General features: G+C 64.6%; 25 protein-coding genes. 17 read left to right on the top strand and 8 right to left on the bottom strand.

Going from position 1 to position 24994, the window contains the following annotated elements; all coding sequences use genetic code 11:
* Positions 1-74: 74 nt before the first annotated feature.
* Together ACZF5Y_RS09550 and ACZF5Y_RS09545 are read right to left on the bottom strand one after the other, a co-directional pair.
* Positions 75-572 carry a hypothetical protein gene (locus tag ACZF5Y_RS09550; RefSeq protein WP_497532422.1) on the bottom strand — a complete coding sequence of 166 codons (498 nt, stop codon included), beginning with the start codon at positions 570-572 and terminating at the stop codon, positions 75-77.
* A gap of 84 nt (positions 573-656) precedes the next feature.
* Complete coding sequence (locus ACZF5Y_RS09545; protein WP_497532421.1) at positions 657-1136, bottom strand: GNAT family N-acetyltransferase; 480 nt, start codon at positions 1134-1136, stop codon at positions 657-659.
* Positions 1137-1802: 666 nt separating this feature from the next.
* On the opposite strand from ACZF5Y_RS09545, the gene ACZF5Y_RS09540 reads away from it, so the two are divergent.
* A complete protein-coding gene (locus ACZF5Y_RS09540; RefSeq protein ID WP_497532420.1) occupies positions 1803-3419 on the top strand; it encodes a recombinase family protein in 1617 nt (538 codons plus the stop codon).
* 645 nt (positions 3420-4064) lie between these two features.
* On the opposite strand, the gene ACZF5Y_RS09535 is transcribed toward ACZF5Y_RS09540, so the two are convergent.
* Positions 4065-4865 (bottom strand): ADP-ribosyltransferase domain-containing protein, encoded by an 801-nt coding sequence (locus tag ACZF5Y_RS09535; RefSeq protein WP_497532419.1) that lies wholly within the window; start codon positions 4863-4865, stop codon positions 4065-4067.
* A 243-nt stretch (positions 4866-5108) separates the two neighbouring features.
* Here ACZF5Y_RS09535 and ACZF5Y_RS09530 point away from each other — a divergent pair, with 243 nt between their 5' ends.
* The 3 genes from ACZF5Y_RS09530 (at position 5109) to dprA (ending at position 7562) form a co-directional block, all read left to right on the top strand.
* A complete protein-coding gene (locus tag ACZF5Y_RS09530) occupies positions 5109-5516 on the top strand; it encodes a hypothetical protein (protein WP_497532417.1) in 408 nt (135 codons plus the stop codon).
* Between the two features lie 124 nt (positions 5517-5640).
* Positions 5641-6279: an ATP-binding protein gene (locus ACZF5Y_RS09525; RefSeq protein WP_497532416.1), complete on the top strand. Its 639-nt coding sequence runs from the start codon at positions 5641-5643 to the stop codon at positions 6277-6279.
* Complete coding sequence (gene dprA, locus ACZF5Y_RS09520; protein ID WP_497532414.1) at positions 6276-7562, top strand: DNA-processing protein DprA; 1287 nt, start codon at positions 6276-6278, stop codon at positions 7560-7562. Before ACZF5Y_RS09525 ends, dprA begins: the two co-directional genes overlap by 4 nt.
* Before the next feature lie 16 nt (positions 7563-7578).
* On the opposite strand, the gene ACZF5Y_RS09515 is transcribed toward dprA, so the two are convergent.
* Positions 7579-7911 (bottom strand): DUF7882 family protein, encoded by a 333-nt coding sequence (locus ACZF5Y_RS09515; protein ID WP_497532413.1) that lies wholly within the window; start codon positions 7909-7911, stop codon positions 7579-7581.
* Between the two features lie 203 nt (positions 7912-8114).
* On the opposite strand from ACZF5Y_RS09515, the gene ACZF5Y_RS09510 reads away from it, so the two are divergent.
* Positions 8115-9821, top strand: a complete 1707-nt coding sequence (locus ACZF5Y_RS09510) for a putative bifunctional diguanylate cyclase/phosphodiesterase (protein ID WP_497532411.1) — start codon at positions 8115-8117, stop codon at positions 9819-9821.
* Positions 9822-9909: 88 nt separating this feature from the next.
* On the opposite strand, the gene ACZF5Y_RS09505 is transcribed toward ACZF5Y_RS09510, so the two are convergent.
* A complete protein-coding gene (locus tag ACZF5Y_RS09505; RefSeq protein WP_497532410.1) occupies positions 9910-10662 on the bottom strand; it encodes an SDR family NAD(P)-dependent oxidoreductase in 753 nt (250 codons plus the stop codon).
* Between the two features lie 182 nt (positions 10663-10844).
* Here ACZF5Y_RS09505 and ACZF5Y_RS09500 point away from each other — a divergent pair, with 182 nt between their 5' ends.
* Positions 10845-11798 carry a tyrosine recombinase XerC gene (locus ACZF5Y_RS09500; RefSeq protein ID WP_497532408.1) on the top strand — a complete coding sequence of 318 codons (954 nt, stop codon included), beginning with the start codon at positions 10845-10847 and terminating at the stop codon, positions 11796-11798.
* 8 nt (positions 11799-11806) lie between these two features.
* Here the strand turns inward: ACZF5Y_RS09500 and ACZF5Y_RS09495 are convergent, their stop codons facing one another.
* Entirely contained in the window at positions 11807-12343 is a 537-nt protein-coding gene (locus ACZF5Y_RS09495; RefSeq protein WP_497532407.1) for a murein hydrolase activator EnvC family protein, read from the bottom strand.
* A 307-nt stretch (positions 12344-12650) separates the two neighbouring features.
* Here ACZF5Y_RS09495 and rpsB point away from each other — a divergent pair, with 307 nt between their 5' ends.
* From rpsB to ACZF5Y_RS09455, 8 genes are all read left to right on the top strand, one after another.
* Entirely contained in the window at positions 12651-13520 is an 870-nt protein-coding gene (gene rpsB, locus ACZF5Y_RS09490) for a 30S ribosomal protein S2 (protein ID WP_053353301.1), read from the top strand.
* 40 nt (positions 13521-13560) lie between these two features.
* A complete protein-coding gene (gene tsf / locus ACZF5Y_RS09485; RefSeq protein WP_497532406.1) occupies positions 13561-14391 on the top strand; it encodes a translation elongation factor Ts in 831 nt (276 codons plus the stop codon).
* A gap of 126 nt (positions 14392-14517) precedes the next feature.
* Positions 14518-15237 carry a UMP kinase gene (pyrH, locus tag ACZF5Y_RS09480; RefSeq protein WP_497532405.1) on the top strand — a complete coding sequence of 240 codons (720 nt, stop codon included), beginning with the start codon at positions 14518-14520 and terminating at the stop codon, positions 15235-15237.
* A gap of 77 nt (positions 15238-15314) precedes the next feature.
* Positions 15315-15869: a ribosome recycling factor gene (gene frr / locus ACZF5Y_RS09475; RefSeq protein WP_497532404.1), complete on the top strand. Its 555-nt coding sequence runs from the start codon at positions 15315-15317 to the stop codon at positions 15867-15869.
* Between the two features lie 6 nt (positions 15870-15875).
* Positions 15876-16793, top strand: coding sequence for a phosphatidate cytidylyltransferase (locus tag ACZF5Y_RS09470; RefSeq protein ID WP_497532402.1), 918 nt, complete (start codon positions 15876-15878; stop codon positions 16791-16793).
* A 50-nt stretch (positions 16794-16843) separates the two neighbouring features.
* The gene (locus ACZF5Y_RS09465; RefSeq protein WP_497532401.1) at positions 16844-17398 is read left to right on the top strand and encodes a DivIVA domain-containing protein; all 555 of its coding nucleotides are present in this window, start codon (positions 16844-16846) and stop codon (positions 17396-17398) included.
* 112 nt (positions 17399-17510) lie between these two features.
* Entirely contained in the window at positions 17511-18134 is a 624-nt protein-coding gene (locus tag ACZF5Y_RS09460; RefSeq protein WP_497532400.1) for an aggregation-promoting factor C-terminal-like domain-containing protein, read from the top strand.
* 9 nt (positions 18135-18143) lie between these two features.
* Positions 18144-18440: an Rv1322 family protein gene (locus tag ACZF5Y_RS09455; RefSeq protein WP_497532399.1), complete on the top strand. Its 297-nt coding sequence runs from the start codon at positions 18144-18146 to the stop codon at positions 18438-18440.
* Here ACZF5Y_RS09455 and ACZF5Y_RS09450 read toward each other — a convergent pair.
* Positions 18437-18961: a ribonuclease H family protein gene (locus ACZF5Y_RS09450; RefSeq protein WP_497532398.1), complete on the bottom strand. Its 525-nt coding sequence runs from the start codon at positions 18959-18961 to the stop codon at positions 18437-18439. The genes ACZF5Y_RS09455 and ACZF5Y_RS09450 overlap by 4 nt on opposite strands.
* Before the next feature lie 78 nt (positions 18962-19039).
* Here ACZF5Y_RS09450 and ACZF5Y_RS09445 point away from each other — a divergent pair, with 78 nt between their 5' ends.
* Positions 19040-19768, top strand: coding sequence for an alpha/beta hydrolase (locus tag ACZF5Y_RS09445; protein WP_497532397.1), 729 nt, complete (start codon positions 19040-19042; stop codon positions 19766-19768).
* Between the two features lie 22 nt (positions 19769-19790).
* Here the strand turns inward: ACZF5Y_RS09445 and ACZF5Y_RS09440 are convergent, their stop codons facing one another.
* Positions 19791-22721 (bottom strand): hypothetical protein, encoded by a 2931-nt coding sequence (locus tag ACZF5Y_RS09440; protein WP_497532396.1) that lies wholly within the window; start codon positions 22719-22721, stop codon positions 19791-19793.
* 265 nt (positions 22722-22986) lie between these two features.
* Here ACZF5Y_RS09440 and ACZF5Y_RS09435 point away from each other — a divergent pair, with 265 nt between their 5' ends.
* On the top strand, positions 22987-23787 hold the full coding sequence (locus ACZF5Y_RS09435) for a hypothetical protein (RefSeq protein ID WP_497532394.1): 801 nt from the start codon (positions 22987-22989) through the stop codon (positions 23785-23787).
* Positions 23787-24992, top strand: coding sequence for a DUF8094 domain-containing protein (locus ACZF5Y_RS09430; RefSeq protein ID WP_497532392.1), 1206 nt, complete (start codon positions 23787-23789; stop codon positions 24990-24992). The genes ACZF5Y_RS09435 and ACZF5Y_RS09430 overlap by 1 nt, the downstream gene beginning before the upstream one ends.
* The last annotated feature ends 2 nt before the right edge of the window (positions 24993-24994 follow it).

The raw sequence follows: 24994 nt of genomic DNA, 5'->3' as shown, positions 1-24994 counted from the left end.
TCCCTTTCCGGCGTCGACCAGCGAGTCGCGGACAACCTGACGAGTGGGCTGAGATTCGTAACGGCTGTGCCGGCTTAGGTCGAGGTACTGGCGGCCCAGTTGAGCATGATCTCGCTGTAGGCCTGCTCGCCGATGCGCATGGTCACGACGCTGTCCCGCAAGAGTCGCTTCAGGTCGTCCAGCGTGTACTGGCTATAGTCCTGCTCGCGTTCGCTCTCTGGCGCATCGATGATCGAGACTGTGGCTATATCGCCGGATGTCTGTTTCCTTGTCTTGTATCGAATGGCAAGAATCACATCGGGGTTGGTCGTGTGAGCACCGATCACCCAGTACGAGTGCACGATTGCGTTTCGATCGGTCTGTCCTGCGGCCAACCTGGCGAGGAACTGCTCGGTTTTCCTGTTCGACGTCGTCTCGTTGGAAGGGAGGTGATTGAGCCGGTCCCGCAGGTACTCGATCTTTCCGTGCACCGCCAGAATCCGGCCGAGAACTTCGAACAGCTCCGGAGGTGCCTGTTCGCCGAATGCGTGGGTCGGGACCCCATACGCGTCGACAGGTGTTTCATGACTCATTGCTGGAGCGGTCCACGTCAGCCGGTGGGGTGCGCCACAGCCCGAGTCTGCGTAATGCCATTGGTTTAGTTCCTCTGTGTGGGGTTATCGGGTTGCCGAGGCAAGTATCTCGTCTGGGTGACTCCCGAAACTATCGAACCTGTTGACGACGAATCCGAGACGTTCGAAGAACGCCTTCCTTCCCGTCACGTCGGAGGTGCCGTCCAGGTAGCCGCCGATGAAGCCGCAACCATGCTCGATCGCCTCGACCGCGAACTGCGCTACTAGCGCTCGGCCTATACCGTGGCACCTCGCGGAGTCGCGAACATGTATGCGTGTGACTAGGGCGTGCGGTGAGTGCGGGAGATCGAAGCCGCTGAAGTCGCGGTTGTCCGAGAAGTCATGTCGGATCGTTCCCGTGAGCAGCCCGTCGATTTGGCCGTTGCGTCGGGCGATGAGGTTCTCGTCCGGGCCGGCTGATCGTTGGTAGAGGTACAAGAGGTGCTGAGGGAAGTCTTTCTCGCCCTCAAGCATCTCGCATAGTTCTGAACGGTCGGCGCGCGCAAGGTGCTCAATTCGGGTCACTGTCTCATTCTCGCTACGCCGTTCGGCGAAAGCTATCGCGCCCGCTTTAGCGGTGAACGTGAGCGGAGTCGTGAAGAGGTGACGGGTGTAGTTGGCGCAGATGCGCGGCGACGGTAAGCGTCACTAGGCTCGCGAGCACGACTTCATCCTGAACCGTCGACGCGTCGCGGCGTAGATTCGAGCCATGGAGCTCGGGAGCGGTGACCTGGCGTATCGCACGTGCTCCGAGTGCGGCCGCGATCTTCCGCCTGAGCCGTTCGAGGCCGATGGACATCTTCGGGTTGGTTTCGTGTGTGCCGAGCATGGCGTGCAGTCGGTCGTGAGCCCGTTCGAGGCTGACCGCACCGCGTAAATGTCGGTGGTCGCGCTGACGATCGTCGTATGGACTATCTGTATACGAAGAACGGTCGGCCGCTGAAGCGTCGTGGAGATGACCTGTTCAGTTCATCGGGCACCCACGTTGGTCGTGTCCGTGGGGAGAAGGTTTTCGACTCCGCCGGCCGGTATGCAGGCACCGTTGTTGGGGACCGGGTGATCTACCGCAGTACACACTCGGCCTCGATCAGCAGCCCGTTCGCGCCGCGTGCGAGCGCGGGGTTCGGGCGCGCGAACCGTGCCGGAACGGGCGCGTGGGGTGACGAGCCACCGTTCCCGGACTAGGCATCTATGACGACAGTCCTCCTTCAGCCCGCACAGGTGAAGCCTCCGCCGTTTCGGTGGACAGGCCCCGAGACACCGCTACCAGGCACTCGGCCGGTGTTCCTGTATCTGCGGCTTTCGCGTGCGCACGGCGACGGCCGTGACGCGATCGAGCGGCAACGCCTTGACCTGACGCGCAAGCTCGCGGCGGAGGGCGGGTGGACGGTGATGGGGGAGTACGTCGACCGCGACTCCGCGAGCGCCTACGCCCGGACGGAGCGTGCGGGGTGGCGTGCGTTGAATGCGGGGATCGCGTCGGGGCGGGTGCGGGCGGTGGCGTTCTGGAAGCTTGACCGCACTCTTCGGGTCGCGTCGCGTTGCCTGGAGTGGGTGACGTCGTGTCAACAGCAGGGTGTGACGTTGTTGTCGCATCAGGACTCCACGAAGGAGCTGAACAGCGTCACCGCCGCTGCGAAACTCTCCACTGGTGTGAAGGCGTTGTTGGCGGAGGCGGAGACGGACACGATGAGTGAGCGGCAGCGTGCCGCGAAACGTCACGCCGCGCAGGCCGGGTTCATCAACGGCGGACGCCGCCCCTTCGGCTGGCAACCCGGACCCCGAGTCACCGATCATGCAGGACGCACAGGGCGGCGCCTGGAACCACACCCCGTCGAGCACCAGGCATTGAAAGATGCCGTCGCCTTGGTCCTCGCCGGCGCCGGCCTACGCGAAGTCGCAGTGCACTGGCAGACGCGCTACAGGATCACCGGTTCACAGGGTGGGCTTGTGAGTGAGCAGAGAGTCCGTGCCGCGTTGGTCTCGCCCCGGATGGTCGGCTACCGCCAGCACCAGTTACCGCCGCACCGTCGAGGTGTCCGTGTTGATCCGCTCGACTACGTCGCCCTGACCCCGGGTGGGGAGCCGGTGATCAGTCAAGAACCGGTCTGCGACCTCGACACCTGGCACCGTATCCAAGCGGCCCTCAGGTCACGCAGTACTGACGCACGCAACGGGTGGGGTGCCCGCGCGTGGCTGCTCACTGGGCTGCTGCGATGCCCCTGCGGAAGGCGATTGGCCGGTGTTGCTCAGTCGCAGAAACCTGACGCAGACGGCCATCGGCTGGTCCGGTATGTGTATCGGTGCAAAGCGAATCGCCGTCACGGGGCCGGCACCTGCATCGGTGGTGCGTCTATCACTGCACCGGTAGCCGAGCAGTACGTCATTGACTGGTTGTTCGAGTTCTTCTCCAGCGACCGCCTCGACGCCCACAACAGAAAGGCGGAGAGCACGAACACTGAAGCGGTTGCTCGGGTTGACGCAGAACTTGCGGTGGCGCGTGAAGAACTCGCTGCCGTTCGCAGCAAGGCGTCTTCGCTCGTGGTCGGTAGTGAGCTCCACCAGATCGTCACCGGGATGATCGCCCGCGTCCTGGAGCGCATCGCGAATCTGAACGAGGAACGCGTCGCACTCACCATCGAACACCCGGCACCTTTGACCCATGAGCAACTCGTCGCCGTGTGGCCGACACTGAACACTGAGTCACGCCGGACGCTCCTGCGTCAGCTCATCCATCACATCGATCTCGCTCCAGGTCGTGGCAGTCCCGCCGAACGACTCAACATCGTCCTGCACTCCGAGGAGTGATGCTCGCGCGGCGGCGACACGACGCTCCGCACGGTCGAGCTGTCGTCTCAATCTCGCGATCTCGTCGAGCGCACGCCGATGCTCAACGTGAACCTCTCGGAGACGCCAGACTCGCTCTCGAGCGTCATGCGCGTGGGCTGAACCGATCACTCGGCGACGGTGCCCGCAATCGGCGCATGACCAGGTCGGGGAATCGGGCGCGTGGAGGCTGGCGTGCTGCCCGTACCGAACCACATGACCGCACACGAGCGATATCTCCCACACCCGCATCGGTGGCTCGATGGCGGCGGCTGACTCGATGAAGCTCCGCAACTGCTCAACGGTGGACGATGTCAACGGTGGGATGGTGTTCGCGTTCATGCGTCAATCTGATCGTGCTTGATGCAGATTCGCCCGCTGATCACACACGTTCTGAGCCCGCTCGCGGCCAAAATGAGGGCACCGATTGAGAACTGTTTTTCATTCATTGCTGAGGCTCGCGAGATGACAACTACATCCGGCTGGCATCGACGTCCAGTCGCCTTCCAGCCGGGGCAACTGGTGTCAACCCGCCGAATGGAGTGTGCAGTCTGTCGGATGGAGCCGGCCCGGAAGTACCTATCGGAAACCGCACGGTCGCGGTCGGCGCGATCTGTCGGGGGTGAATCAGTTGTGATCGAAGAGATCTAGGTGAATGACCGTTCTCCCGCCCTCGCGCCGCGTGGTGGTCACCTTGAACGCACAACCCAATGGAAGGAGCACTTCCGCTTCTTCGGGGAATGCAGATAGGTGCGAAATGGCCCGGGGGGCACGCTTGCCGTGCTCGGAGATCGCGCTCCGCGGTGTAACGACGAAGAGAACGTTGCCGTCGAGACATTGGCCCCGGTCCGTCGACAGAGATGTGAAGGACGACCAAACGAACATGCGATTGACGCGGTACTCGGAGATTGTGGAGGCGTCCATCTCAGCACCTCTGAAGCAGGTCTTGAGAACCTCCGCTTGGGTTCGGATCGCTACGTTCAGATGCGAGATCCACGGCACCAGCGGATGCTTGGCGATGCTCTCTTCACGATGGCCCCGACGAAGAAGCCGATTCACGGTGCTATAGAGCGGGTCCTCCTCTGTGTACTGGCGAATTACGTGCCGATTGAACGCGACCTCATCGGCCAACGCGGCGAGTTCACGTGCTTGGACCGTGAAACCTGCATCAGAGAGACCGTCGACAACCCTGTTGCGGAGGTCCGGGAAGTGGTCGCCAGCAGAGTATGGATCCTCCCCGGAGACCTGGAAGTAGAAATGCGCGACATGGGCTGCCCAGTACGCCGAAACCTCGTCAACGACGGAGCCTTCAAGAAGGAAGTTCTCGCACTCGTAGATCTCGAGGTTCTCGGTCAGAGTAAGCAAATCACTGACGGGCGATCTCGAAAGCCTGTCGCGCACGAACACTCCGCTCTCGTCGACACCCACCTAGATCGGTTCCAGCGATGGATCGGCCAACACCACCTAAGTCTGCCGCACACGAGGTCGCCTGAGCGGCTGAGCGGCTGAGCGGATTGTTGAGGTCAGCGCCGTCCGCAACCCATTGAAGGACGATGCGCTGTGCTTCGTTGAGTGTGAGGTCCATGTGCTCAGTCTGACTGCGGTTGCTTCATCATCAGGGTGACTGACGAGGGACGCGACTACGTCAGGGGCGGCCGATACCGTTGATTCATGGCGCTGACGAAAGATAACCAGGTCAAAGAAGTCGTGATCGGCATGGCCCTGGGCGTGCTCGCGCAGGGAGTCGAGGCCGTCACGAGCAACAAGATGGCGTTCGAGTTCGGTTTCAACCATGCCTGGCGTCAATGGGACAAAGTGAATCACTTCCCGAGCATCAAAGGTCACGACCCTGGCAACCTCTTTTGGATCGGCGTCGGCAAATCCGAGCGTCGCAAAGGTGCGTGTGCTGCGTGGGAGTCTGGACGCTGGAACGAGCCATACGTCACCTACGACAGTTGGACGGTCGAGGAGGCTCTTGATCTGCACGCCGATGACAGCGTGACCGCAAGAGACTGGATCGAACTGGGACGCCTCTTCGTCGAGTACTTCAAACCGGAGGAAGTGCTGCGAACAAGCTAGACACTCAGGCAGTTGCCGAGCGCCAGCGGCTCTCGCTGAATCTGATCGAGCGTGATCGAGATTCGCCCACTGATCAGGCCTGTTCTGACTTGGTCGGCGGCTAGAATGAGAGCACACAACCGGGGTGTACTTTCGATTCCTTGCTGAGGCTCCCGAATTCCCCCGCACGGTACTCGATGCACTCAGGCAACCGTTGGAAACCGGGCGTATCGAGATTCATCGTTCCTGTATTCGCACCGAGCTGCCCGCACGAGTGCAACTCGTCATCGCAGCGAATCCCTGCCCCTGCGGAAACGCCGGGTCGGCGGAAACCGCGTTGAGCTGCCGATGCAGCCCGCGAGTCCGGGTCGCGTATCAGCAGCGCATCTCGGGTCCGCTCAGTGACCGCATCGACCTGCGGCTCACACTGCACCGCGTATCAAAGGTGCTGCTCGACGACGCCGAGACAGTGCGGCCCACGAGCTCGCGATTGCGCGAGCGCGTCATCGTGGCGCGCGCTGCTGCAGCGGAACGCTGGCGGGGGTCTCCATGGACGGTGAATGCCGAGATTCCCGGAAACTGGCTGCGCAGCGAGCGGTTTCGGCTTCCGCGGGCCGACACGGCGGTGCTCGACCATGCGCTCGCCCGTGGTGGGCTCACGCTTCGGGGGTACGATCGGGCGCTGCGCGTCGCCTGGACGATTGCCGATCTGGCCGGAAAGGATCGGCCTCGGCGCCCCGAAGTCGCTCAGGCGCTCGTGTTGCGCGGGGGTGATCTCGGATGATGGGGGCGCGGCTTGATCTGGGAATCGATGCGTCGATCGCCTCGATGCTCGATGCGATGGCCCCTCCGAGCGATGCACCCCCGGAATCGCACGACACGCTGTTTGCCCGTACCGCGTGGGCGCGCGTCATCGAACCCGGTGACGCGGTAGCCGGGGCGTTGATTGGGAGCCTCGGGGCGGCGCCTGCTCTCGCGCTGCTCATCAGCGGAGCCTCGCCCACCGAGCTTGTCGCAGAAGCCGCCGCGAGTGGAGCGCAGATCGATCGTCGCTCGATTGCAGCCGCGGTCAAACGGTGGGTCCCAAGACTCGACCGCGCTGAAAGCGTCCGCGATCTCGAGCGGGCGCGCGCCGCCGGTGTGAGACTCGTCGCGCCGGAATCGGGCTGCTGGCCAGTGCAACTCAACGACCTTGGAGCGCACGCGCCGCAGTTGCTCTGGGTGATCGGCGACACCGCGGCCCTCGTGGTTCCATCGCTTGCGGTGGTGGGCGCACGCGCCTGCACAGGGTACGGCGCCCATGTCACCGCCGAGCTCACCGATGCGGCGTGCGCTGCCGGTGCCGCAATCGTCTCGGGGGCTGCGTACGGTGTCGATGCGATCGCTCATCGCACGGCGCTCGCCGCGGGCGCGCGGACAGTCGCAGTGCTCGCCGGGGGAGTCGACCGTGCGTACCCCAGCGCGCACGCCTCGCTGCTCGAACGCATCGCGCAGCAGGGCGCGGTCTGCTCGGAGATGATTCCCGGCGCCGCGCCGACACGTTGGCGCTTTCTCCAACGGAATCGGTCGATCGCCGCGCTCGCAGAAATGACACTCGTGACCGAAGCCGGAATCCGCTCCGGGTCGCTGAACACAGCGGGTCATGACGCGGAGATCGGCCGCAACCTCGGAGCTGTTCCCGGCCCGGTGACCAGTGCGACCTCAGCCGGATGCCACCGACTGATTCGCGAGTACGGCGCGCTCCTCGTGAGTAACGCAGAAGAACTCAGGGAGTGCATCGGCGCCACTGACGCGGCGTCGCAGCTCATCGACGTTTCTCGCGATCCGCTCTCGTGGGCGGGGAGTGGCGGGGAATCGCAGGATCGCCAACCCGCTCTGCATCGTCGGCTCCTCGACGCGCTTCCGCTCCAGGGGCAGCGCACCGAAGAATCGGTCGCGCTCGCCGCAGGTCTTGCGCCGGAAGAATGCCGTGCGCTCCTCGCAGAACTCGAAATGCTCGGTTTCGTACGTCGGTCTTCGGAAAGCGGCACTCACGGACCGCGATGGCGGCTGGTTCGACGCGAGTGATATCTCGAGGCGGGAGTCAGGCCGCGAGGAGCGGGTTGCGTTGGACCCACTTCGAAGCGTCCTGCTCCGACAGCACGACCAGCCCCCGAGACGTGTGAGAGACGGCGAGGAGGGCCTTGACCCACTCTGGGTTCAACTGCGGGAGCTTGCTCCCGCTGAAGCGGAACGCAATCGGGGCGTATTCCGAGATCCACACCTCGTGCCGACCGCTTCCCTGATGCATCCCGAGTGACCAGCTCAGGAAGAAACTGTCGCCCTTCGCGAGTTTCATCCCAATGACCGTCTTGAGATGCGCGAGCGTGCGATCCTCGAACTCATATTCACGTCCACCGTGCAGCATGTACCCCATACAGGAAGTATGACATAAATTAAGTAATTATGAGAGTGAAGCGTCACGGCGTGTTTCGTCTTGGAGAGATATCGTCTCTCCGGTTCACCGATGCGAGAGGTTGGGGAAATGCGTCTTAGAATCGCACGGGGGAGTCGAGAGTCCATGATTGGGTTCGCTGTATCTGGGGCGTTCGTGACCTGCCGGTCGCTGGAGAGGTCGTAATGCAAGGCGACGCTGAGATGTTCCGCTTTCTCGTGGAGGCAGTGCAGGACTATTCCATTTATCTGCTCTCCACGGAGGGAGTGGTGACGAGTTGGAATACCGGCGCCGAGCGCATCAAGGGGTATCGGCCCGATGAGATCATCGGGAAGTCGTTCGAAGCGTTTTTTACCGGCGAAGATCGCGCCGATGGGCTTCCCGATCGCATCCTGAGCGAAGCGATTCGCGAGGGGCGATTCGAGACCGAGGGATGGCGGGTGCGCAAAGACGGCTCGCGATTCTGGGCGCACGTCACAGTGAACGCGGTGCGTGATGACGCGGATACCGTCATTGGCTTCGCGAAGATCACGCGCGATGTCACCGTCGCCCGCGAAGCGTCGAACGCACTGCGTCGGGCAGCGTCCACTGACCCACTCACCGGTATGTGGAACCGGTCGGCTTTTCTCGCGGAGCTCACGCGTTGGGCGAGCGACTCTGCACCCTTCGCGGTGAGCATCATCGATCTCAACGGATTCAAACAGATCAACGACACGCTCGGTCACGCGACCGGAGACGAGCTGCTCCGCGCGACGGCCGATAATTTGCATCGCCGCACGCACATGGGCATCGTCACAGCACGTCTGGGCGGCGACGAGTTCGCTGCGGCAGCGCTTGCGCCAGACGAACAGGCGGTCGAGGAGTTCGCGCAGGGCGTCAGTGCGGCCATGCGCGAGCCGGTGCACTTCGATGGGAAGACGCGGGTGATTCCCGCAAGCATCGGTATTGCGCGCTTCCCGCGAGATGCGAGCGACGTCTCTGAGTTGCTCGTGCGCGCGGACGCGGCCATGTACGACGCGAAAGAGCGCAGTGACGACCGTGCGATGCTCTACCGTGATGGACTGCTCGAGCACTCCGCGTCGCGTCGTTTTCTCGGCAGGCAAATACTCGGGGCCATCGCGCGTGGAGAATTCACGCTGCAGTACCAGCCGCAATCGTCTCTCAAAGATGAGGCGGTGGTGGGCTGGGAGGCGTTGATCCGCTGGGAGCATCCGATTCTGGGATTGCTCAACCCCGGAGAATTCATTCCGCTCGCCGAGGCGAACGGAACAATCGTGCAACTCGGCGAATGGGTGGTGAGGCGCGCCTGCCGAGATGCTGCGCGATGGCGCGATGACGCCAGGGTGGCGGTGAACGTCTCGGCGTCGCAACTGACGGATCGCACGTTCGTCGATGTCGTCACGCGCGCGCTTGCCGAGAGTGGCTTGGAGCCGCGCAATCTGGAGCTCGAGATCACCGAATCGACGATGATCTCGCACCGTCGTGAGGTCATCGAGACGTTCGCCGAACTGCAGCAGTTGGGCGTGCTCATTGCGCTCGACGACTTTGGCACCGGTTTCTCGTCGCTCGATACGCTGCTCTCGTTCGGCTTCGACCGGGTCAAGATCGATCGGTCAGTGCTGTATGAGAGCCTGCAGCCGTCGCGCACCCGCGACGTGCTGCGAGCAATTCTGGCTCTGGGGCACGCATTGACCGCGACCGTTCTTGTGGAGGGTGTCGAGACGGAGCAGCAGCGGGAGATTCTGCGACACGAAGGCTTCGACGAGATCCAGGGCTTTCTCACTGGGCGCCCCGGCGCCGGCCCCGTAGCAGTCTCGCAGGATCTCCCGGGGCACTCCGGTGGTGCAGGCGCGGGGTCGACGACTGAACCGATTCTCCTGCCTTTCCTGTGAGGTGATTTGATCGATACGGGTGCGCGGCACTGGCTGGCAATCACGGGCACCTCTCGAAGATCGCCAGCCAGTGCATCGGCGACGTCGCTCAGTGAGCCGAGTAGCCGCCGTCGACGAGGTGGTAGCTGCCCGAGATGAACGAAGCATCGTCGCTCAGCAGGAACAGGGTCAACGCGGCGACCTCACGGTCGGTTCCGAGCCGCTTCGTGGCGTGCTCCGCCTCCAATGCGGTGAGGGCTTCGGGCGAGAGCGATGCGCGCACCAGCGGCGTATCGATGAACCCGGGGCCGACGGCGTTCGTGCGCACACCCTGCTCCGAGTACTCCAGCGCCGCCACTTTGGTGAGTCCGATGAGTGCGTGCTTGCTGGCGACGTAGGCCGCATTCTGGGCGATGCCGACCGATCCCAGCACGGATGCCATGTTCACCACAGCGCCTCCACCCGCCGCGACGATCGCGGGCAACTGGAACCGCAGGCCGTAGAACACTCCATCGAGGTCGACCGCGCGTACTCGATCCCAAGCATCGATGTCGTACTCGCCGATGTTCGCGGGGGCCGCGCCGATGCCTGCGTTGTTGACGGCAAGGTGCAACGCACCGTAAGTCTCTTGAGCGAATCGGACCGCCGCTTCCGAGTCTTCCCACTTCGCAGTGTTCTGCGCGAATGCCGCGGCCGCGCCGCCGGCCGCGATGATCTCATCGACGACCGTCTGGGCTGACCCGAGCTTGATGTCGGTGACCACCACGGAAGCACCTTCCCGGGCGAGCTCGCGAGATATCTCTGCACCGATTCCGCTGCCGTCACCAGTCACGATCGCTACCCGATTCTCGAACTTGGACATGTGTGTTCTGCTTTCCTGTCTGCTTCGGTGCGGTTCCGCATCGGCGGGTTACATGCCCGCGCATGTATTCAACGACGCGGAGCCGCGAAATATTTCCCCATTCGGAATCTTTCGCTCCGATCAGGCAGGGGGGCGTCGCGGTGCGTTCGCACTCGGGCGTCGCTTGGAGCGAGAATATGGATATGAGCGAGTCTGAATCGATTGCCGTCGCTGTCCGGGGCTTCCTCGACGCCGTGCGCCTCGAATACGGCTACTCGGAACACACGATCCGTGCGTATCGACGCGACCTCGACGCGTTCGCGGCCTTCGCTGACGCGCACCACGCGAGCACGCTTTTGGAGTGCGATATCGAGTTGATGCGCGCCTGGCTGTGGGATCGCCAGCAGCGTGGACTCGCGTCGGCAACTCTGGCGAGAAATGTGGCGACGCTCAAATCATTCGGCACCTGGCTCGAGCGTGCGCGCTTGGTCCCGGGCAATCCGGCTTCGCGGCTCCGGGCTCCGAAGGCGCCGAAGAATCTTCCTCGAGTGCTGACCGACGTACGCGTGGAACGGCTCATTGATCGTGTCGCGCACCGGAGTGATGCGGAGCACCCCGAAGCGATGCGCGATCTTGCCGTATTGGAGCTGCTCTACGCCTCTGCGCTGCGAGTCTCCGAACTGTGCGCGCTCGTGCTCGACGGTGTCGACCTGCGTGAGCGAACAGTGCGGGTCATCGGCAAAGGCAACAAGGAGCGCGTGGTGCCGTTCGGTGCGCCCGCGGCTCGGGCACTCGACGCCTATCTCCGCACAGGGCGACCCCAGCTCGCTTCTCGCGCTGCGGCGAGTGCTACTGCCGTGGCATCGATGCGCGCGATTTCCGACGCGGTCTTCCTCGGGAATCGGGGCGCCGCGATGTCGAGCAACTCGGTGTACCGCATGGTTGCCCGTGAGCTCGAGGCGGAGCCCGGAAGCGGGCCGCGTGGCCCGCACACGCTGCGGCACTCGGCGGCCACGCATCTCTTGAACGGTGGAGCTGACCTGCGCGTGGTGCAGGAGATGCTCGGGCACTCCAGTCTCGCGAGCACCCAGGTCTACACGCACGTGTCGACCGAGCGACTCGCCCAGACGTACCGGCAGGCGCATCCGCGCGCCTAAGGCGGCGATCACCAGGGGAGCAGTACAGGGCGATCGAAGAAGTATCTGGCGGGGTCGACGTAGATGTCATCGACCCTGACCCCGAGATGCACGCATTCCGCATCGCAGTGCCCGCCTCCGCTCACGGTGCCGAGGAGCGCGCCGAGACCGACGGTGTCACCGACGTTGAGGGCAGCCGTGATCGGCTCGATGGAGTACAGCGTGGAGTCATTCACCCGTACTGTGATGACACCCCGATCGGCCACCGTGCCTGCGTAGGTGACGGTGCCGGGTGCGGGGGCTCTGACCTCCGACCCCGGATGCGCGCTGAGGTCGACGCCGCGGTGCCCCGGCCCGTAGTCGTGCTCCGGTGCGCGGAACGGGCCCGATATCTCCATTGGGATACCGAGCGGAGGGATCCAGCGGGGCACCGCGCTCTCAGAAGATACGCCGTTCGCGGACGTCGATGCGCCGGTCACCGAGTATGCGGTGATGCCGATCATTGCGATGCACACGATGAGGTGGGAGGCCCTGGTGGGCCGATGCGTGCGTGCCGGAGGTGTCATGACGACAGCCTGTCGGGGTGCGAGACGTGTGGCGGGTGTCCGCGCAGGAATATGTGGACCAACCGCAATTGCGCTCGGAATCGCCCGGGGTGGGGACGAGTGATGGACGGCTTGAGCTGGTGTATGCTGGTTCAGCACCTTGTCAGAGGTGACTTCGCGTGCCCACGCATCGGAGAGACGTCACCGGTCCTCGCTCATCACGAGTGGGGCGGCGGATCCCGAGGGCACCAGGATCGGGTCGCATTCCGCGGCCGATGATAACCGCAATCGGTGCGTCCATACGGCCGCCCAGAACAGGAGGACGGCAATGGCCGTCGTTACCATGCGCCAGCTGCTCGACAGCGGCGTCCACTTCGGACACCAGACTCGTCGCTGGAACCCGAAGATGAAGCGCTTCATCTTCACCGAGCGCTCGGGCATCTACATCATCGATCTGCAGCAGTCGCTCGGCTACATCGACGCCGCATACGACTTCGTGAAGCAGACCGTTGCCCGTGGCGGCAACATCCTCTTCGTCGGCACGAAGAAGCAGGCTCAGGAGGCCATCTCCGAGCAGGCCACTCGTGTCAACCAGCCCTACGTGAACCAGCGTTGGCTCGGCGGCCTCCTCACGAATTTCCAGACCGTCACCGGCCGTCTGGAGCGCATGAAGGAGCTCGAGCAGCTCGACTTCGAGGGCACCACCAGCGGCTTCACGAAGAAGGAGCTCCTCCTCAAGAAGCGCGAACTCGAGAAGCTGCAGAAGTCACTCGGCGGCATCCGCAACATGGGCAAGACCCCCTCGGCGCTCTGGGTGGTCGACACCAAGAAGGAGCACCTCGCAATCGACGAGGCGAAGAAGCTCGGCATCCCCGTGATCGCGATCCTCGACACCAACTGCGACCCCGACGAGGTCACCTACCCGATCCCGGGCAACGACGACGCGATCCGCTCGGTCGCGCTGCTCACCCGCGTGATCGCCGATGCTGCTGCTGAGGGCCTCATGGAGCGTCATCAGAAGCCCGCTGAGGGTGCTGAGCAGGCCGCTGAGCCGCTCGCCGAGTGGGAGGTAGAGCTGCTGAACGCTGACGCTCCGGCCGCTGCCGAGGCGCCCGCCGAAGAGGCGCCCGCTGCTGAGGCTCCCGCCGCGGAAGAGGCTCCGGCCGAGGCCGCTGCCGAGACCCCGGCCGCCGAATAATCTCTGACCGTTCACCGAACGACCACTGAAGGAGTCACACATGGCTGCAGTAAGCATGGCCGCTGTGAAGGAGCTGCGCGAACGCCTCGGCGCCGGCATGCTCGACAGCAAGAACGCACTCGTCGAGGCCGAGGGCGACATCGAGAAGGCCATTGAGATTCTGCGTCTCAAGGGTCTGAAGGGCGTCGCCAAGCGCGGCGACCGCGAGGCGACTGAGGGTCTGGTTGCCGTGCGCCAGGCCGAGGGTTCTGCCACGATGATCGAGCTCGCTTGCGAGACCGACTTCGTTGCGAAGAACGAGAAGTTCATCGCCCTCGCCGACCGCGTGCTCGATGCCATCGTCGCGGCGCAGGCAGGCACCGTTGAGGATGCCCTCGCGGCACCCCTCGACGGCAAGACCGTCGCTGACGTCGTCACCGATGAGGCCGCCATCATCGGCGAGCGCATCGAGATCCGGAAGGTCTCGCGCGTCGAGGCCCCCGCGACCTCGGTCTACTTGCACCAGACCTCGAAGGATCTGCCGCCGCAGATCGGCGTGGTCGTGGGCTACGAGGGTGACGACGCCGAAGCTGCGCTCAGCATCGCCCGTCACATCTCGTTCGCGGATCCGGTGTACCTGAACCGTGAAGACGTGCCCGAGGCCGACGTCGAGAAGGAACGTGCAATCGTCACCGAGATCTCGAAGAACGAGGGCAAGCCCGAGGCGGCACTGCCCAAGATCGTCGAGGGTCGTCTGACCGCGTACTTCAAGCAGGTCGCGCTCAACGAGCAGGTTCACGCTCTCGACGCAGACAAGCGCGAGGTCAAGAAGGTCGCTGAAGCCGCTGGCATCACCGTGACCGGCTTCGCTCGCAGCAAGGTCGGCGCCTAGCCACTGACACCGGGACCCGGGCCGAATGGCCCGGGTCCCGTGCTGTGTCCGCACTATTATGGCCTCGGGTACATACGGGGCCCACCGGCGCTCGCGCCGCAGAGATCGACTGAAGGAGAACCCCACATGACGAAGACCGCCGATCGCAAGCGCCGAGTCCTGCTCAAGCTCTCGGGAGAAGCCTTCGGCGGGGGCACGTTGGGAGTCAATCCAGACGTCGTCAGTCAGATCGCACGCGAGATCGCCGCAGCACTGAACGATGCCGAAGTCGCCGTCGTCGTGGGTGGTGGAAACTTCTTCCGGGGTGCGGAGCTCTCGCAACGCGGCATGGACCGCGCTCGTGCCGACTACATGGGCATGCTCGGCACGGTCATGAACGCGCTGGCGCTCCAAGACTTCCTGGAGCAGGCGGGTGTCGAAACCCGCGTGCAGTCCGCGATCACCATGACGCAGGTTGCAGAAACGTACATTCCTCTTCGCGCGGTGCGCCACCTCGAGAAGGGGCGCGTCGTCATCTTCGGCGCAGGTGCGGGCTTGCCGTACTTCTCGACGGATACGGTGGCCGCGCAGCGCGCACTCGAGATCGAAGCCGACGAGGTACTCGTCGCGAAGAACGGCGTCGACGGGGTCTACACCGCTGATCCCCGTCAAGATCCTGATGCCACCCTTATCGAGAAGATCACGTACAACGATGCACTCGTGCGCGGACTGAAGGTTGTCGACTCGACCTCGTTCAGTCTCTGCATGGACAACGGCATGCCCATGCGCGTGTTCGGCATGGAGCCCGCCGGCAACGTGACCGCTGCGGTTCGCGGCGAGACCCTCGGCACCCTCGTTCACGCCTGACCTGCGAGCAAGCGGGAGGGCCGCGGAGCCGTGCCCACTAAGCTGGAACAACGAGCGAAATCACTAAGGAGTACACCGTGATCGATGAAGTCTTCGCCGACGTCAAGGAGCGCATGACCCGTGCGGTCGAAGCCGCGAAGGAGAGCTTCGCTACGGTTCGTACCGGCCGTGCGAACCCTTCGCTGCTGCAGAACCTGCAGGTCAACTACTACGGCACGCCGACGCCGCTGCCCCAGCTGGCATCAGTGCAGAATCAGGATGCGCGCAGCCTGCTGATCACCCCGTACGACAAGGGCGCCCTCAAGGACATCGAGCAGGCGATCCGTGACATGCCGAACCTCGGGGCGAATCCGTCGAACGACGGCACGGTGATCCGTGTGTCACTGCCCGAGCTCACCGCGGAACGCCGCAAGGAGTTCGTCAAGATCGTCAAGGGCAAGGCGGAAGACGCTCGTGTGGCGATCCGCAACGTGCGTCGTTCGGGCAAGGATGATTTCGACGCGCTCAAGAGCGAGGTCGGTGAAGACGAGATCTCGCGTGCCGAAAAGGAGCTCGAAGTCGTGACGAAGCAGTTCATCGACCAGATCGATGATGCGCTCAAGCGCAAAGAGGCCGAGCTGCTGGAGGTCTGATCGCGCATGGCCGGCTCGGAGAAGCGAGACGAGCTGCGCACGGCGATCGAATCGACACGTGCGCAGCTCGAAGCGACCAATGCGCGCATTGAGGCGCGTGCGGGTCGCAATCTCGTCTTCGCCATCGGGTCGGGTGTGGTTTTCGGCGGTATCTTCCTGGCGAGCCTGCTTCTGGTCAAGCAGATCTTCGTCGTGCTGGTCGCTGCCCTGGTCGCCATCGCACTCGTGGAACTCGCTTCGGCGTTTCGAGTCGCGGGCCGGCGCGTGCCGCGCATCGGGGTGGTCGTCGGCGGGCTCGTCGTCGTCGGCGGCGCGGCGTTCTGGGGCGCCCAGGGCATGCTGCTCGGCTTGTTCGCCGGGTCGCTCGTGCTCATCGTCTGGCGGTTGATCGAAGGCTTGGTGCCGGCGTGGGAGGCACCTCCGAAGACTGTCGTCCGCGATGTGTTCTCGGGGCTGTTCACGATCGTGTACGTGGCGTTTCTCGCCTCTTTTGCGGTGCTGTTGGTCGCTGCGGAGCACGGCGAATGGTGGGTGTTCGCGCTCGTGCTGGTCGTCGTATCGGTCGACGTCGGCGCCTATGCCGCCGGAGTGTCGTTCGGAAAGCATAAGATGACGCCGCGCATCAGCCCGAACAAGACCTGGGAGGGATTCGCTGGTGCCGCAGTCGTCGCGGCGGGAACCGGTGTGCTGGTTTCCGTATTCGCATTGCACCAACCCTGGTGGGTCGGCGTCATCATCGGCGTGGTAGTGCTCTTCACGGCCACCGGTGGGGACCTGACCGAGTCGCTGATCAAACGAAACCTAGGTGTGAAAGACATGAGTTCTTGGATTCCGGGCCACGGTGGCTTCTTGGATCGCCTGGATTCGCTGCTGCCCTCTGCCGTCGGCGTCTACGGTGTCGCGCTCATGCTGGGGGTGGTCTGATGGCCCGCCGTTCACAGGGATCAGCCGAGGAGCCCGTGCAGACTGGACGGGTGCATACCTCGTTTCCCCTCGCGACCGGAACCCAGCTCGGGTATCAGCAGGAACAGGTCGATCAGTTCCTGTCGTCTGCACGCAGCGCCTATGAGGCCGCGGCAGGGTCCGCGGAGGCCATGACCTCCGAATCGGTTCGCCGCACGGCGTTTCCGGTCAAGCGGGGAGGGTACGCGGCTCGCTACGTCGATGCGGCCATGGACCGACTCGAAGAGGTCTTCTACGAACGCGAGCGTCGTGCGCGTGTGCGCGACGCAGGTGAAGATGCGTGGTGGGATGAAACGCGCCAGTTGCTCTCTGAAGTTCGAGGGCGGATCCACCGGCCCCGGGGCAAGCGATTCCGTCGCCGTGGCCTCTTCGCGACCGGTTACCGTCGCTCGCAGGTCGATGCGTTTCTCGATCGGGTCTCGGAGATGTTCGAGCGCCGCGAACTCGGTCTGAAGCCGGCGGAAGTGCGTGATGTGGTGTTTCACTCTCAGTGGCGTGGCTACGACGAAGAACAGGTCGACGCGCTGCTCGACGGTGTCGTCGAGCTGATCCTGGCAACGCGATGAGGCGAGCGCCTTCGGTGGCCGTGAATCGTCGCTTGTCGGCTCGGGTTCGCTGAGATACAATCGTTACATTGTGTCTGCACTGAATCGAAATCCCTTGTCGCGATGGACCCGCTTGCGCGCTCCAGTCGCCGGCCTCGCCGTCGCTGGATTCTTGGGAGCGGCCGTGGTTGCTCCGTTCGCGATGCCCAGCGCGCCAGCTGATGCCGAGGCGATGGCGTTCCAGCAGCGGATCCATCAGGAGTTCACCCCGAACACGTCGGAAGACGCTGATCTCGTGTACACGAATGTCGGAGTCGTCGAGCTTCCCGACCCTGAGGAAGTGCGCAAGAAGCAGGAAGCTGAGGCTGCGGCGAAAGCGGCGGAGAAGGCAGCGGCAGAAAAGGCCGCGGGAACTGCGGACTCCGAACAATCGAGCGGGGCATCCGAGAGCGCTGGGGCGCCACCCAAGTACACGGGTGGCGGTTCGATGGCGGAGTGGATGGCTGCGGCGGGAATCGCTGAAACCGACTGGTCGTATGTGGTGTATATCGCTGAGCGCGAGAGCAGCTTGAATCCGAACGCGACGAACGCGAGCTCGGGGGCATGCGGGCTCATTCAGGCGTTGCCGTGCAGCAAGGTTCCTGGCAACGGGTATGATCCGGTCGACAACCTCACCTGGGCCAATGGGTACGCGGTGGGACGATACGGAAGCTGGAGTGCCGCCTACAGCTTCTGGACGGCAAACCACTGGTGGTGATCGGTCGCCATGGCGAAGAGCCGTCGACCGAATAAATACCAGCGTGCCGCTCTGCAACCCGTGAGTAATGTCTCACGTCTCGCACATGGCGGCGCGCGTCGTGAATCCCGCTCGGGCGCGGAATGGTTCGTGCGAGATATTCCGTCGCATCGGGCGGAGAAAGCGTATCGGTGCCCGGCTTGCGGTACTGATGTGCCCCCAGGTCAGGCTCATATTGTCGCGTGGCGCGCAGACGATATCTTTGGCGACGAATCGGCAGTCCGCGATCGACGGCACTACCACGCACACTGCTGGCGTCTGCGTTAGAAGAGCGTCGGGGGAGCTTTAGCAGGGGCGACGTCGACATCGCGAATCGGGGACGCGCCCGCGAATCCTGGGCCGTGATCGGGTTGCTTTCCGGCTTGAAATGCGGTGGCTGCCGCTCGGGCTCGCTGATCCGCCGCTTCATTGAGCGCGTGGCCCGCGTGACCCTTCACCCACTCGAACGACACGGACCTCCCCGTGAGTGCAGCATCGAGTTGCTCGAGGAGTTCTCGGTTGAGCACAGGCTTGCCATCGGCCTTGCGCCATCCCCGTCGCTTCCAGCCGGGCATCCATTGCGTGACCGAGTTGATGACGTACTGACTGTCGCACAGCACATGGAGCGCTTCATCGCTGCGCTCTGCCGTGGCATTGAGCAGATCGAGCACCGCCATCAGCTCACCCTGATTATTGGTCGCACGCGGCCATCCGCCCGCACGCCACTGGTCGCCGTCGATGACCCACGCCCACCCTGCGGGGCCGGGGTTGCCGAGTGCGGATCCGTCTGCTGCTGCGGTGATGGTCATGATCTCAATCCTGCCAGAGGGCGGCTGCGCGGCGAGCTAGGCTGGAGCAGTTCGGCCGCGATGAGCAGGGAGACAGTGATGATCGAGATTTCCAGTAATACGGTGCTGCGCGCGCGTCGAGAAGACATCGAGTTGCATACGGCGGATGGCTTGACGCTGTACGGTGAGCTGGCTCTCCCAGTCGACCGTGAGCCTCTGGCGACGCTCGTCACATTGCATCCGCTGCCGACCGCCGGGGGCTTCATGGAATCCCACGTCTTGCGGAAGGCGGCGAATCGACTTCCTGAACTCGCCGATCTTGCGGTCTTGCGGTTCAACACGCGAGGCACGTCATCCCCGCGAGGAACAAGCGAGGGTGCGTTCAGTGAAGGAATCGAGGAACGGTTCGACGTCGCCGCGGCTATGGATCTCGTGCAGTCGCGTGGACTTCCCCACCCCTGGCTGGTGGGCTGGTCATTCGGCACTGAGCTGACGCTGAAGTATGGGCTCGAGCACGACATCGACGGTGCGATTCTGCTGTCGCCCCCGCTGCATCGGGCGACATCAGCGGAGGTTGCCGCGTGGCAGCCGGCGGCTCCCGAACTCGTCGCGCTCATTCCTGAATTCGACGACTATCTTCGACCTGAGGAGGCGTCGCAGCGATTCGCCTCAGTTCCACGCATGCGTCTCGTCACTGTCGAGGGTGGCAAACACTTGTGGGTGGGGGAGAAGCAGACGCGACGCGTGCTCGACGAGATCGTCGCAGCTGTCGGGACCGCGTCGACACCGCTGCCGGGCGAAGTCACGGAGGATCGCCTGCAGAGGTGATCGCCGCGACTCCGCCCGCCGCTCACCCCAGAGGCGTTGCGTCGCCCGCCTGCGCGTTGTCGGCGGCCTCGGAAGTGTTCGCCGCCGCGTCCTCCTGCTGGAGCGACTCGGCAACAGGTTGCTCGACGAGCCGGCCCGCGACCGTGCTCATCTTCTGTGCGTTCGTGATGACCTCGCCGAGGCTCTCGAAGTAGCGGGCCACGGCACCGCGCTCAACCTTCAGCTGCGTCATGCGGTCTTCTGCGGCCGCGAGCACCTTTGTCGCGCGATCTTCTGCGGAAGCGAAGGTGGTCTGCGCGCGTCGTTCAGCCTCGAGCACAATGTCCGCGGCTTGACGCTCGGCCGATGCGCGTACCTGACGTGCGTCTTGCGTCGCGTCGGCACTGAGTCGCTCGTACTCCTCGCGCGCAGCGTCGAGCTGCATGCGGAGTTCGGCGAGTTCTGCGCGGGTCGCATCGAGCTCGCGCTGCGCGGCCTCGGCGGCGGTGCGCTGGCGTTCGGCGAGGTCGTGCTCGAGCGACTCGCGCTGTTGAGCCATCGACGTTGCGAACGCAGCGCTCTCAGTCTCGATGCGCTCGGTCATCTGACGCACGGCGTCTTCAGCATCGGCCCGCAACTGTGCGAGGCTCGTCTCTTCGGCGTGGCGGTGCTCTGCGAGCTCCGCCAGCGTCTCAACGCGCAGCAGATCGGTTTCCTCGGTAACCGATGCGCGGAGCGCGGCTGCCTCGCGCTCGCTCGCTGCGGTACGCTCATCTCGCTCGCGTGCGAGATCGGCGGCGTGTTGCTCTGCGGCAGCGGCAAGCGTGCGCTCGTGCTCCGCGCGCTCACGCTGCAGGTCGTCATCGAGCTGCGCGCGATCGCGCTCGATGCGCAACTCCAGCGACTCCCGCTCGATGCCGAGTGCCGACGCTGCCTCATCGCGGGCGATGCGAAGTCGCTCGTCTGCGGCTGCGGATTCATCGGCAATGCGTTGCTCGTGCTCGCGTTGTGCGGCCGAGAGCCGTTCTGCGTGCACGGTGCTTTCATCCGAGATCCGTGCCGCGTGATCGGCTTCCGCGCGCTCAAGTTCGCGCTGCTGAGCAGCCCGCGCCTCGGCGACGCTGCGCTCATGCGTGGCGAGCTCATCGGCGATACGAGTGCGGTGTTCCTCCCACTCCGAAATCAATCGGTCCTGATGCTCCGCGAGGTCCGTTCCGAGTTTCTCAGCGTGAGCCGCGAGTTCTGAGGCGATACGCGCCTCGTGCGCCTCCGTCGCGGAGGCGAGCTCGAGCTGAAGCTGATCGCGCTGGTCGGTCTGCTCGGTGGCCCACGCTTCCCGCTCTGCTGCGAGCTGCGTCTCGTGCATCTGGCGTTCATTGGCGAGCGCAGCGTCATGATCGGCGCGCTCACCGCTGATGGCTTGTTCATGCGCGCGCCGTTCTTCGGCGATCGATGACTCGTGCGTTGACCGTTCCGCAGTGAGGGCGGCGTCGTGCGCCTCGCGCTCGTTCGTGAGAGCGGTTTCGTGCGCTTCGCGTTCTTGCGCGATGCGAGAGACATGCGCCGCCAACTCGTCGGAGAGCCGTACCTCCTGGCGATCCTGCTCGTCACGCATACGGGCCTCGTGTGACACGCGCTCGGCTCTGATCGCGGTGTCATGCTCGTCGCGCTCGCGCGTGATCAACGTGCGATGCTGCGCGAGTTCTTCCGCAAGTGCGGCCTCTTGCGCGTCGCGCTGCTGGGTGAGCGTATCGTCGTGCGCCAGAGCTTCGCGCTCGATCGCGGCTTCGTGAGCGTTGCGCTGCTCCGCAAGCTCGGCGGTGAGGCGGGTTGCTGCGGCGTCGCGATCTTCTGACGCGATGCTGTCGGCGCGTTCCCGCTCGCGTTGGGACTGCGTTGCGAGCGTGCTGAGTTCTTCGGAGAGGGCAGCGCGCTCGCGTTCGATCGCGGCCTCGTGCTCGGCGCGCTCCTGCGCGATGCGGTCAACGTGCGCCTGAACTTCGGCAGCGATGCGTCGCGTGTGCTCGCTGCGCTCCTGCGCGATTGCGGTGTCGTGCTCGGTGCGCTCCTGCGCGATGCGGCCGCGCAGGGTCTCCTCTTCAGCGGTCAGGGCTCGTCGACGTCCATCGAAGTCTGCCTCGAGCGCGCGCTGCTGCTCGGTGAATCGCTCCTCGAGCTCGGCTTCCTCGCGTTGGCGCCGTGCGTCGAACTCTGCACGGGCCCGCTCACCGTCTTGCGCGAGGCGGGAGCGCTCGAGTTCTGCCTCGCGCTCGCTCTCCGCTCGCTGGCGCTGAAAAGTCTCGGCCTGAGTTTCCGTTTGCGTGCGCAGTTCGAGCGCCGCTGCCTGTGCCTCAGACCTCACTCGGTCGGCCTCGGCCTGCGCGGCCGCGATGGCGGCCTGGGTCTCGCGGTGCGCGGTCTCGCGTGCCGAGACGGTCTCGCGATCGACTGCGGCTCGCGTGAGCTCCGCCTCGCGCCGAGCTTCGTCGAGCAAACGCGCACGCTCGGTCTCGGCTGCCGCGCTCTGCGTGGCGACGTCGTTGCGCGCCCCGGTCAAAATGATCTCAGCTTGCTCGGAAGCCGACGTCAGCTGCTCATCGGCCCGCTGCTGCGCCTGCGTCAGTACCCGCTGCGCTTCGGCCTCTGAGTCACGACGCAGTTTCTCGGCATCGAGGTCGGCCTGCGCCATGAGTCGCTGCGCGTGATCTTCGGCGACCTGCAGGCTTTTCTCGACGCGAAGCCCGAGACCCGAATAGCCCGAGGCGCCGAGCTCTGCAACCTGCTCTTGCAAGTCCGAGATGAGCTGCCGCTGCTGTTCGCCGGTGTGCGATACCTGCTGATGCGCGGTCTGCAGGGCCTCGATGTGGGCCTGCAGCGTCGAGATATGGCCGGTCAGCGCGCCGACGCGTTCGTCGACCTCGTCGCGGTTGTATCCGCGGAACGCAGGGGTGAAAGGCTGGGCTGGTTCGGACACGGGCCCTCCGGTGTCTGGGTGTCGAGACGTCGCACTCCCGAAACCGGGTCGCAGCGCGTACAGAATTGCTTCCCAACGATAGCGCACGAGGGGGTGTGCGGGCCGGGCCGATTCGTGATGAAACGCGCCCGTGCGTGTGCTTTCTGGTGAAGTGTTCATGCCAACCCAGGGAAGCTCCGGTAGCGTTGCAGGTTGAAGAATCGTGTTCGGGTGGTGGGGCTGTTGCCGCACTCGTGAGAACCGATGCCAATGTAGAGGAGTTCCCGTGCGACATGCGGTAGCGATTGCAGTGCTGGTGGTCTCCGGCGTGCTCATACTTCTGGGACTCGGGCAGCGCACCTTTCTCGCCGGCCCCGCAGAGATCAGCTTTCCGGTCGACACGCAGTCGGAGTCGCCGTTCGCGGTGGTCAACGGGTCTGAATTCACCAAGCTTCCGGGCCAGGCGAACGTGGTCGTCTCCGGTCAAGATGCATTCGTGGCCACGGCGATGACGCGCGACGTCGAGGCCTGGGTCGCAGCATTCCCGCATGCCGAGCTGTCGGTCGACCAGCGTTCACAGCGGTTGCTGAGCGCGTTGATTCCCGCGGCGGTCAGCGATGCGCCGACCGCGGGCACCGATGATGCGGCCTCGACTGAGCCCGACTCAGCTGGGCTCGACCCGCGTGGCAGCGACTTGTGGCTCGAGTCGCGGTCGATCGATGACGCGGGCAACGGCACGGAGAACGAGACTCTGCGTGTTCCGGTGGCACTCGCGAAAGACCAGTCCGTGATCATCGCGACGAACGGAACGGACCCGATCCCCAGCGAGCTCTCGCTGGTGTGGGTGCAGGATCGCAGTACCCCTCTCGCAGGGCCGTTCTTGGCAGGCGGCGCTCTGCTCGCGATCGTCGGTGCGGTCCTCTACCTGCTTGCGGTCGACCACGATCGCCGGGGCCTCGGGCCACGACGCGGTCGCCGCGGTCCGTTGCAGGGGATTCGCAATGCATTCGGACGGCGGGGCCGCCGCAGCGCGAGCGCGAGCGGTGCACCTGATACGAATGCGCAGACGGCCGGAGGGCAGAAGTGATGCACGAGTCGCAGCAACAGCAGGCATCGGGCGCAGCACCGCGCAGCCGTAAGACCGGACGTCACCTGCGGCGTTGGGCTCCGGTGATCGGTCTTGCGATGGTGCTCGGACTCTCGGGGTGCTCCGCCGAGTACTGGCCGCAGCTCGGCGGTGCCGCAGCGCAGGATCCGGAGCCGACGCCCACTGAACAGTCGTCGTCGATCGCTCCCGTGCCGGTGAACGAAAGCCAATTGCACCGCATCGTCGAGCAAGTTTCAGCAGCGGCAAACGCTGGCGATGATGCACTCGATGCGACGGCGCTTGAGGCTCGGTTCGTCGACGACGCGCTCGCACAGCGCACGGCGAATTACGCGATTCGCGCAGCGGTACCCGACTACGCAGTGGTGCCGCCGCGAATCACGGATGACGAACTCGACTACGCGCTGGTGCAGAGCACCGAGTCATGGCCTCGCACCGTCTTTGTGACGGTGGCCTCGACGTCCGGTCAGACGACGGCCGACGCGGCTGCCGATGGCACGGCTGACGCGAGCGCCGATGGGGCGGAAAGCGCCGATGCCGACGCCAGCGCATCGGAAGAGAAGACGTCACCTTCGTTGGCGATGATTCTGACCCAGGAGTCCCCGCACGATAATTTTCAGGTCTCACGGGTGATCGCGTTGCGCGGCGGCATCTCCATGCCGCAGGCGGCTCCGGCGAAAGACGGCACGGCACTCCTGGCGAACGACATTTCGACCCTGGTGCTTCCGCCTGATCAAGTGGGTGCGGCCTACGCCGCGGTGCTGCAAAACGGAACGGCGGCTCCCGAGGCCGCATCGTTCGACCTTGATGGAGACACCATTCTCGAGAACTATGGGCAGGCGCGCGCTGCGGCGGCCCAGGCGAAGTCCGACGAGAAGGGCCAGACCATGAAATACTCGGCGCTCGCGCGTCAGGGCGACGCACCCGTGGTCGCGCTGTCGACGGGTGCCGGCGGTGCGCTGGTGGCGACGACGGTGATCGACGAGCAGATCGTCGACGCGGCCGGTGGCCGTTACAAGCCGCAGGCGCAAGACGCGATCACCGCGCTGTCTGGCCTCGAAGGCGAGCAGGAGAAGCTGGTGCAGCAGGTCGCTCACCAGATGCTCTTCTTCGTTCCCAGCAAGGGCGACGACGCGCAGATCGAACTCCTCGGTGTGACGAGCGAGCTCGTCGCCGTTACGAACTGAGT

Source organism: Leucobacter sp. WKLB1 (genome assembly GCF_059696215.1).
The sequence above is the reverse complement of the archived record's forward strand: the minus strand, read 5'-3'. Positions and strand labels throughout refer to the sequence as shown.

Excerpts from the sequence above, each read along its gene's own strand:
- ACZF5Y_RS09445 (WP_497532397.1), top strand. The coding sequence starts at position 19,040 with ATGATCGAGATTTCCAGTAATACGGTGCTGCGCGCGCGTCGAGAAGAC.
- ACZF5Y_RS09510 (WP_497532411.1), top strand. The coding sequence starts at position 8,115 with ATGCAAGGCGACGCTGAGATGTTCCGCTTTCTCGTGGAGGCAGTGCAG.
- ACZF5Y_RS09500 (WP_497532408.1), top strand. The coding sequence starts at position 10,845 with ATGAGCGAGTCTGAATCGATTGCCGTCGCTGTCCGGGGCTTCCTCGAC.
- ACZF5Y_RS09540 (WP_497532420.1), top strand. The coding sequence starts at position 1,803 with ATGACGACAGTCCTCCTTCAGCCCGCACAGGTGAAGCCTCCGCCGTTT.
- ACZF5Y_RS09505 (WP_497532410.1), bottom strand. The coding sequence starts at position 10,662 with ATGTCCAAGTTCGAGAATCGGGTAGCGATCGTGACTGGTGACGGCAGC.
- pyrH (WP_497532405.1), top strand. The coding sequence starts at position 14,518 with ATGACGAAGACCGCCGATCGCAAGCGCCGAGTCCTGCTCAAGCTCTCG.
- ACZF5Y_RS09495 (WP_497532407.1), bottom strand. The coding sequence starts at position 12,343 with ATGACACCTCCGGCACGCACGCATCGGCCCACCAGGGCCTCCCACCTC.
- ACZF5Y_RS09515 (WP_497532413.1), bottom strand. The coding sequence starts at position 7,911 with ATGGGGTACATGCTGCACGGTGGACGTGAATATGAGTTCGAGGATCGC.
- rpsB (WP_053353301.1), top strand. The coding sequence starts at position 12,651 with ATGGCCGTCGTTACCATGCGCCAGCTGCTCGACAGCGGCGTCCACTTC.
- ACZF5Y_RS09455 (WP_497532399.1), top strand. The coding sequence starts at position 18,144 with ATGGCGAAGAGCCGTCGACCGAATAAATACCAGCGTGCCGCTCTGCAA.
- ACZF5Y_RS09530 (WP_497532417.1), top strand. The coding sequence starts at position 5,109 with ATGGCGCTGACGAAAGATAACCAGGTCAAAGAAGTCGTGATCGGCATG.
- ACZF5Y_RS09450 (WP_497532398.1), bottom strand. The coding sequence starts at position 18,961 with ATGACCATCACCGCAGCAGCAGACGGATCCGCACTCGGCAACCCCGGC.
- dprA (WP_497532414.1), top strand. The coding sequence starts at position 6,276 with ATGATGGGGGCGCGGCTTGATCTGGGAATCGATGCGTCGATCGCCTCG.
- tsf (WP_497532406.1), top strand. The coding sequence starts at position 13,561 with ATGGCTGCAGTAAGCATGGCCGCTGTGAAGGAGCTGCGCGAACGCCTC.
- ACZF5Y_RS09430 (WP_497532392.1), top strand. The coding sequence starts at position 23,787 with ATGCACGAGTCGCAGCAACAGCAGGCATCGGGCGCAGCACCGCGCAGC.
- ACZF5Y_RS09470 (WP_497532402.1), top strand. The coding sequence starts at position 15,876 with ATGGCCGGCTCGGAGAAGCGAGACGAGCTGCGCACGGCGATCGAATCG.
- ACZF5Y_RS09550 (WP_497532422.1), bottom strand. The coding sequence starts at position 572 with ATGAGTCATGAAACACCTGTCGACGCGTATGGGGTCCCGACCCACGCA.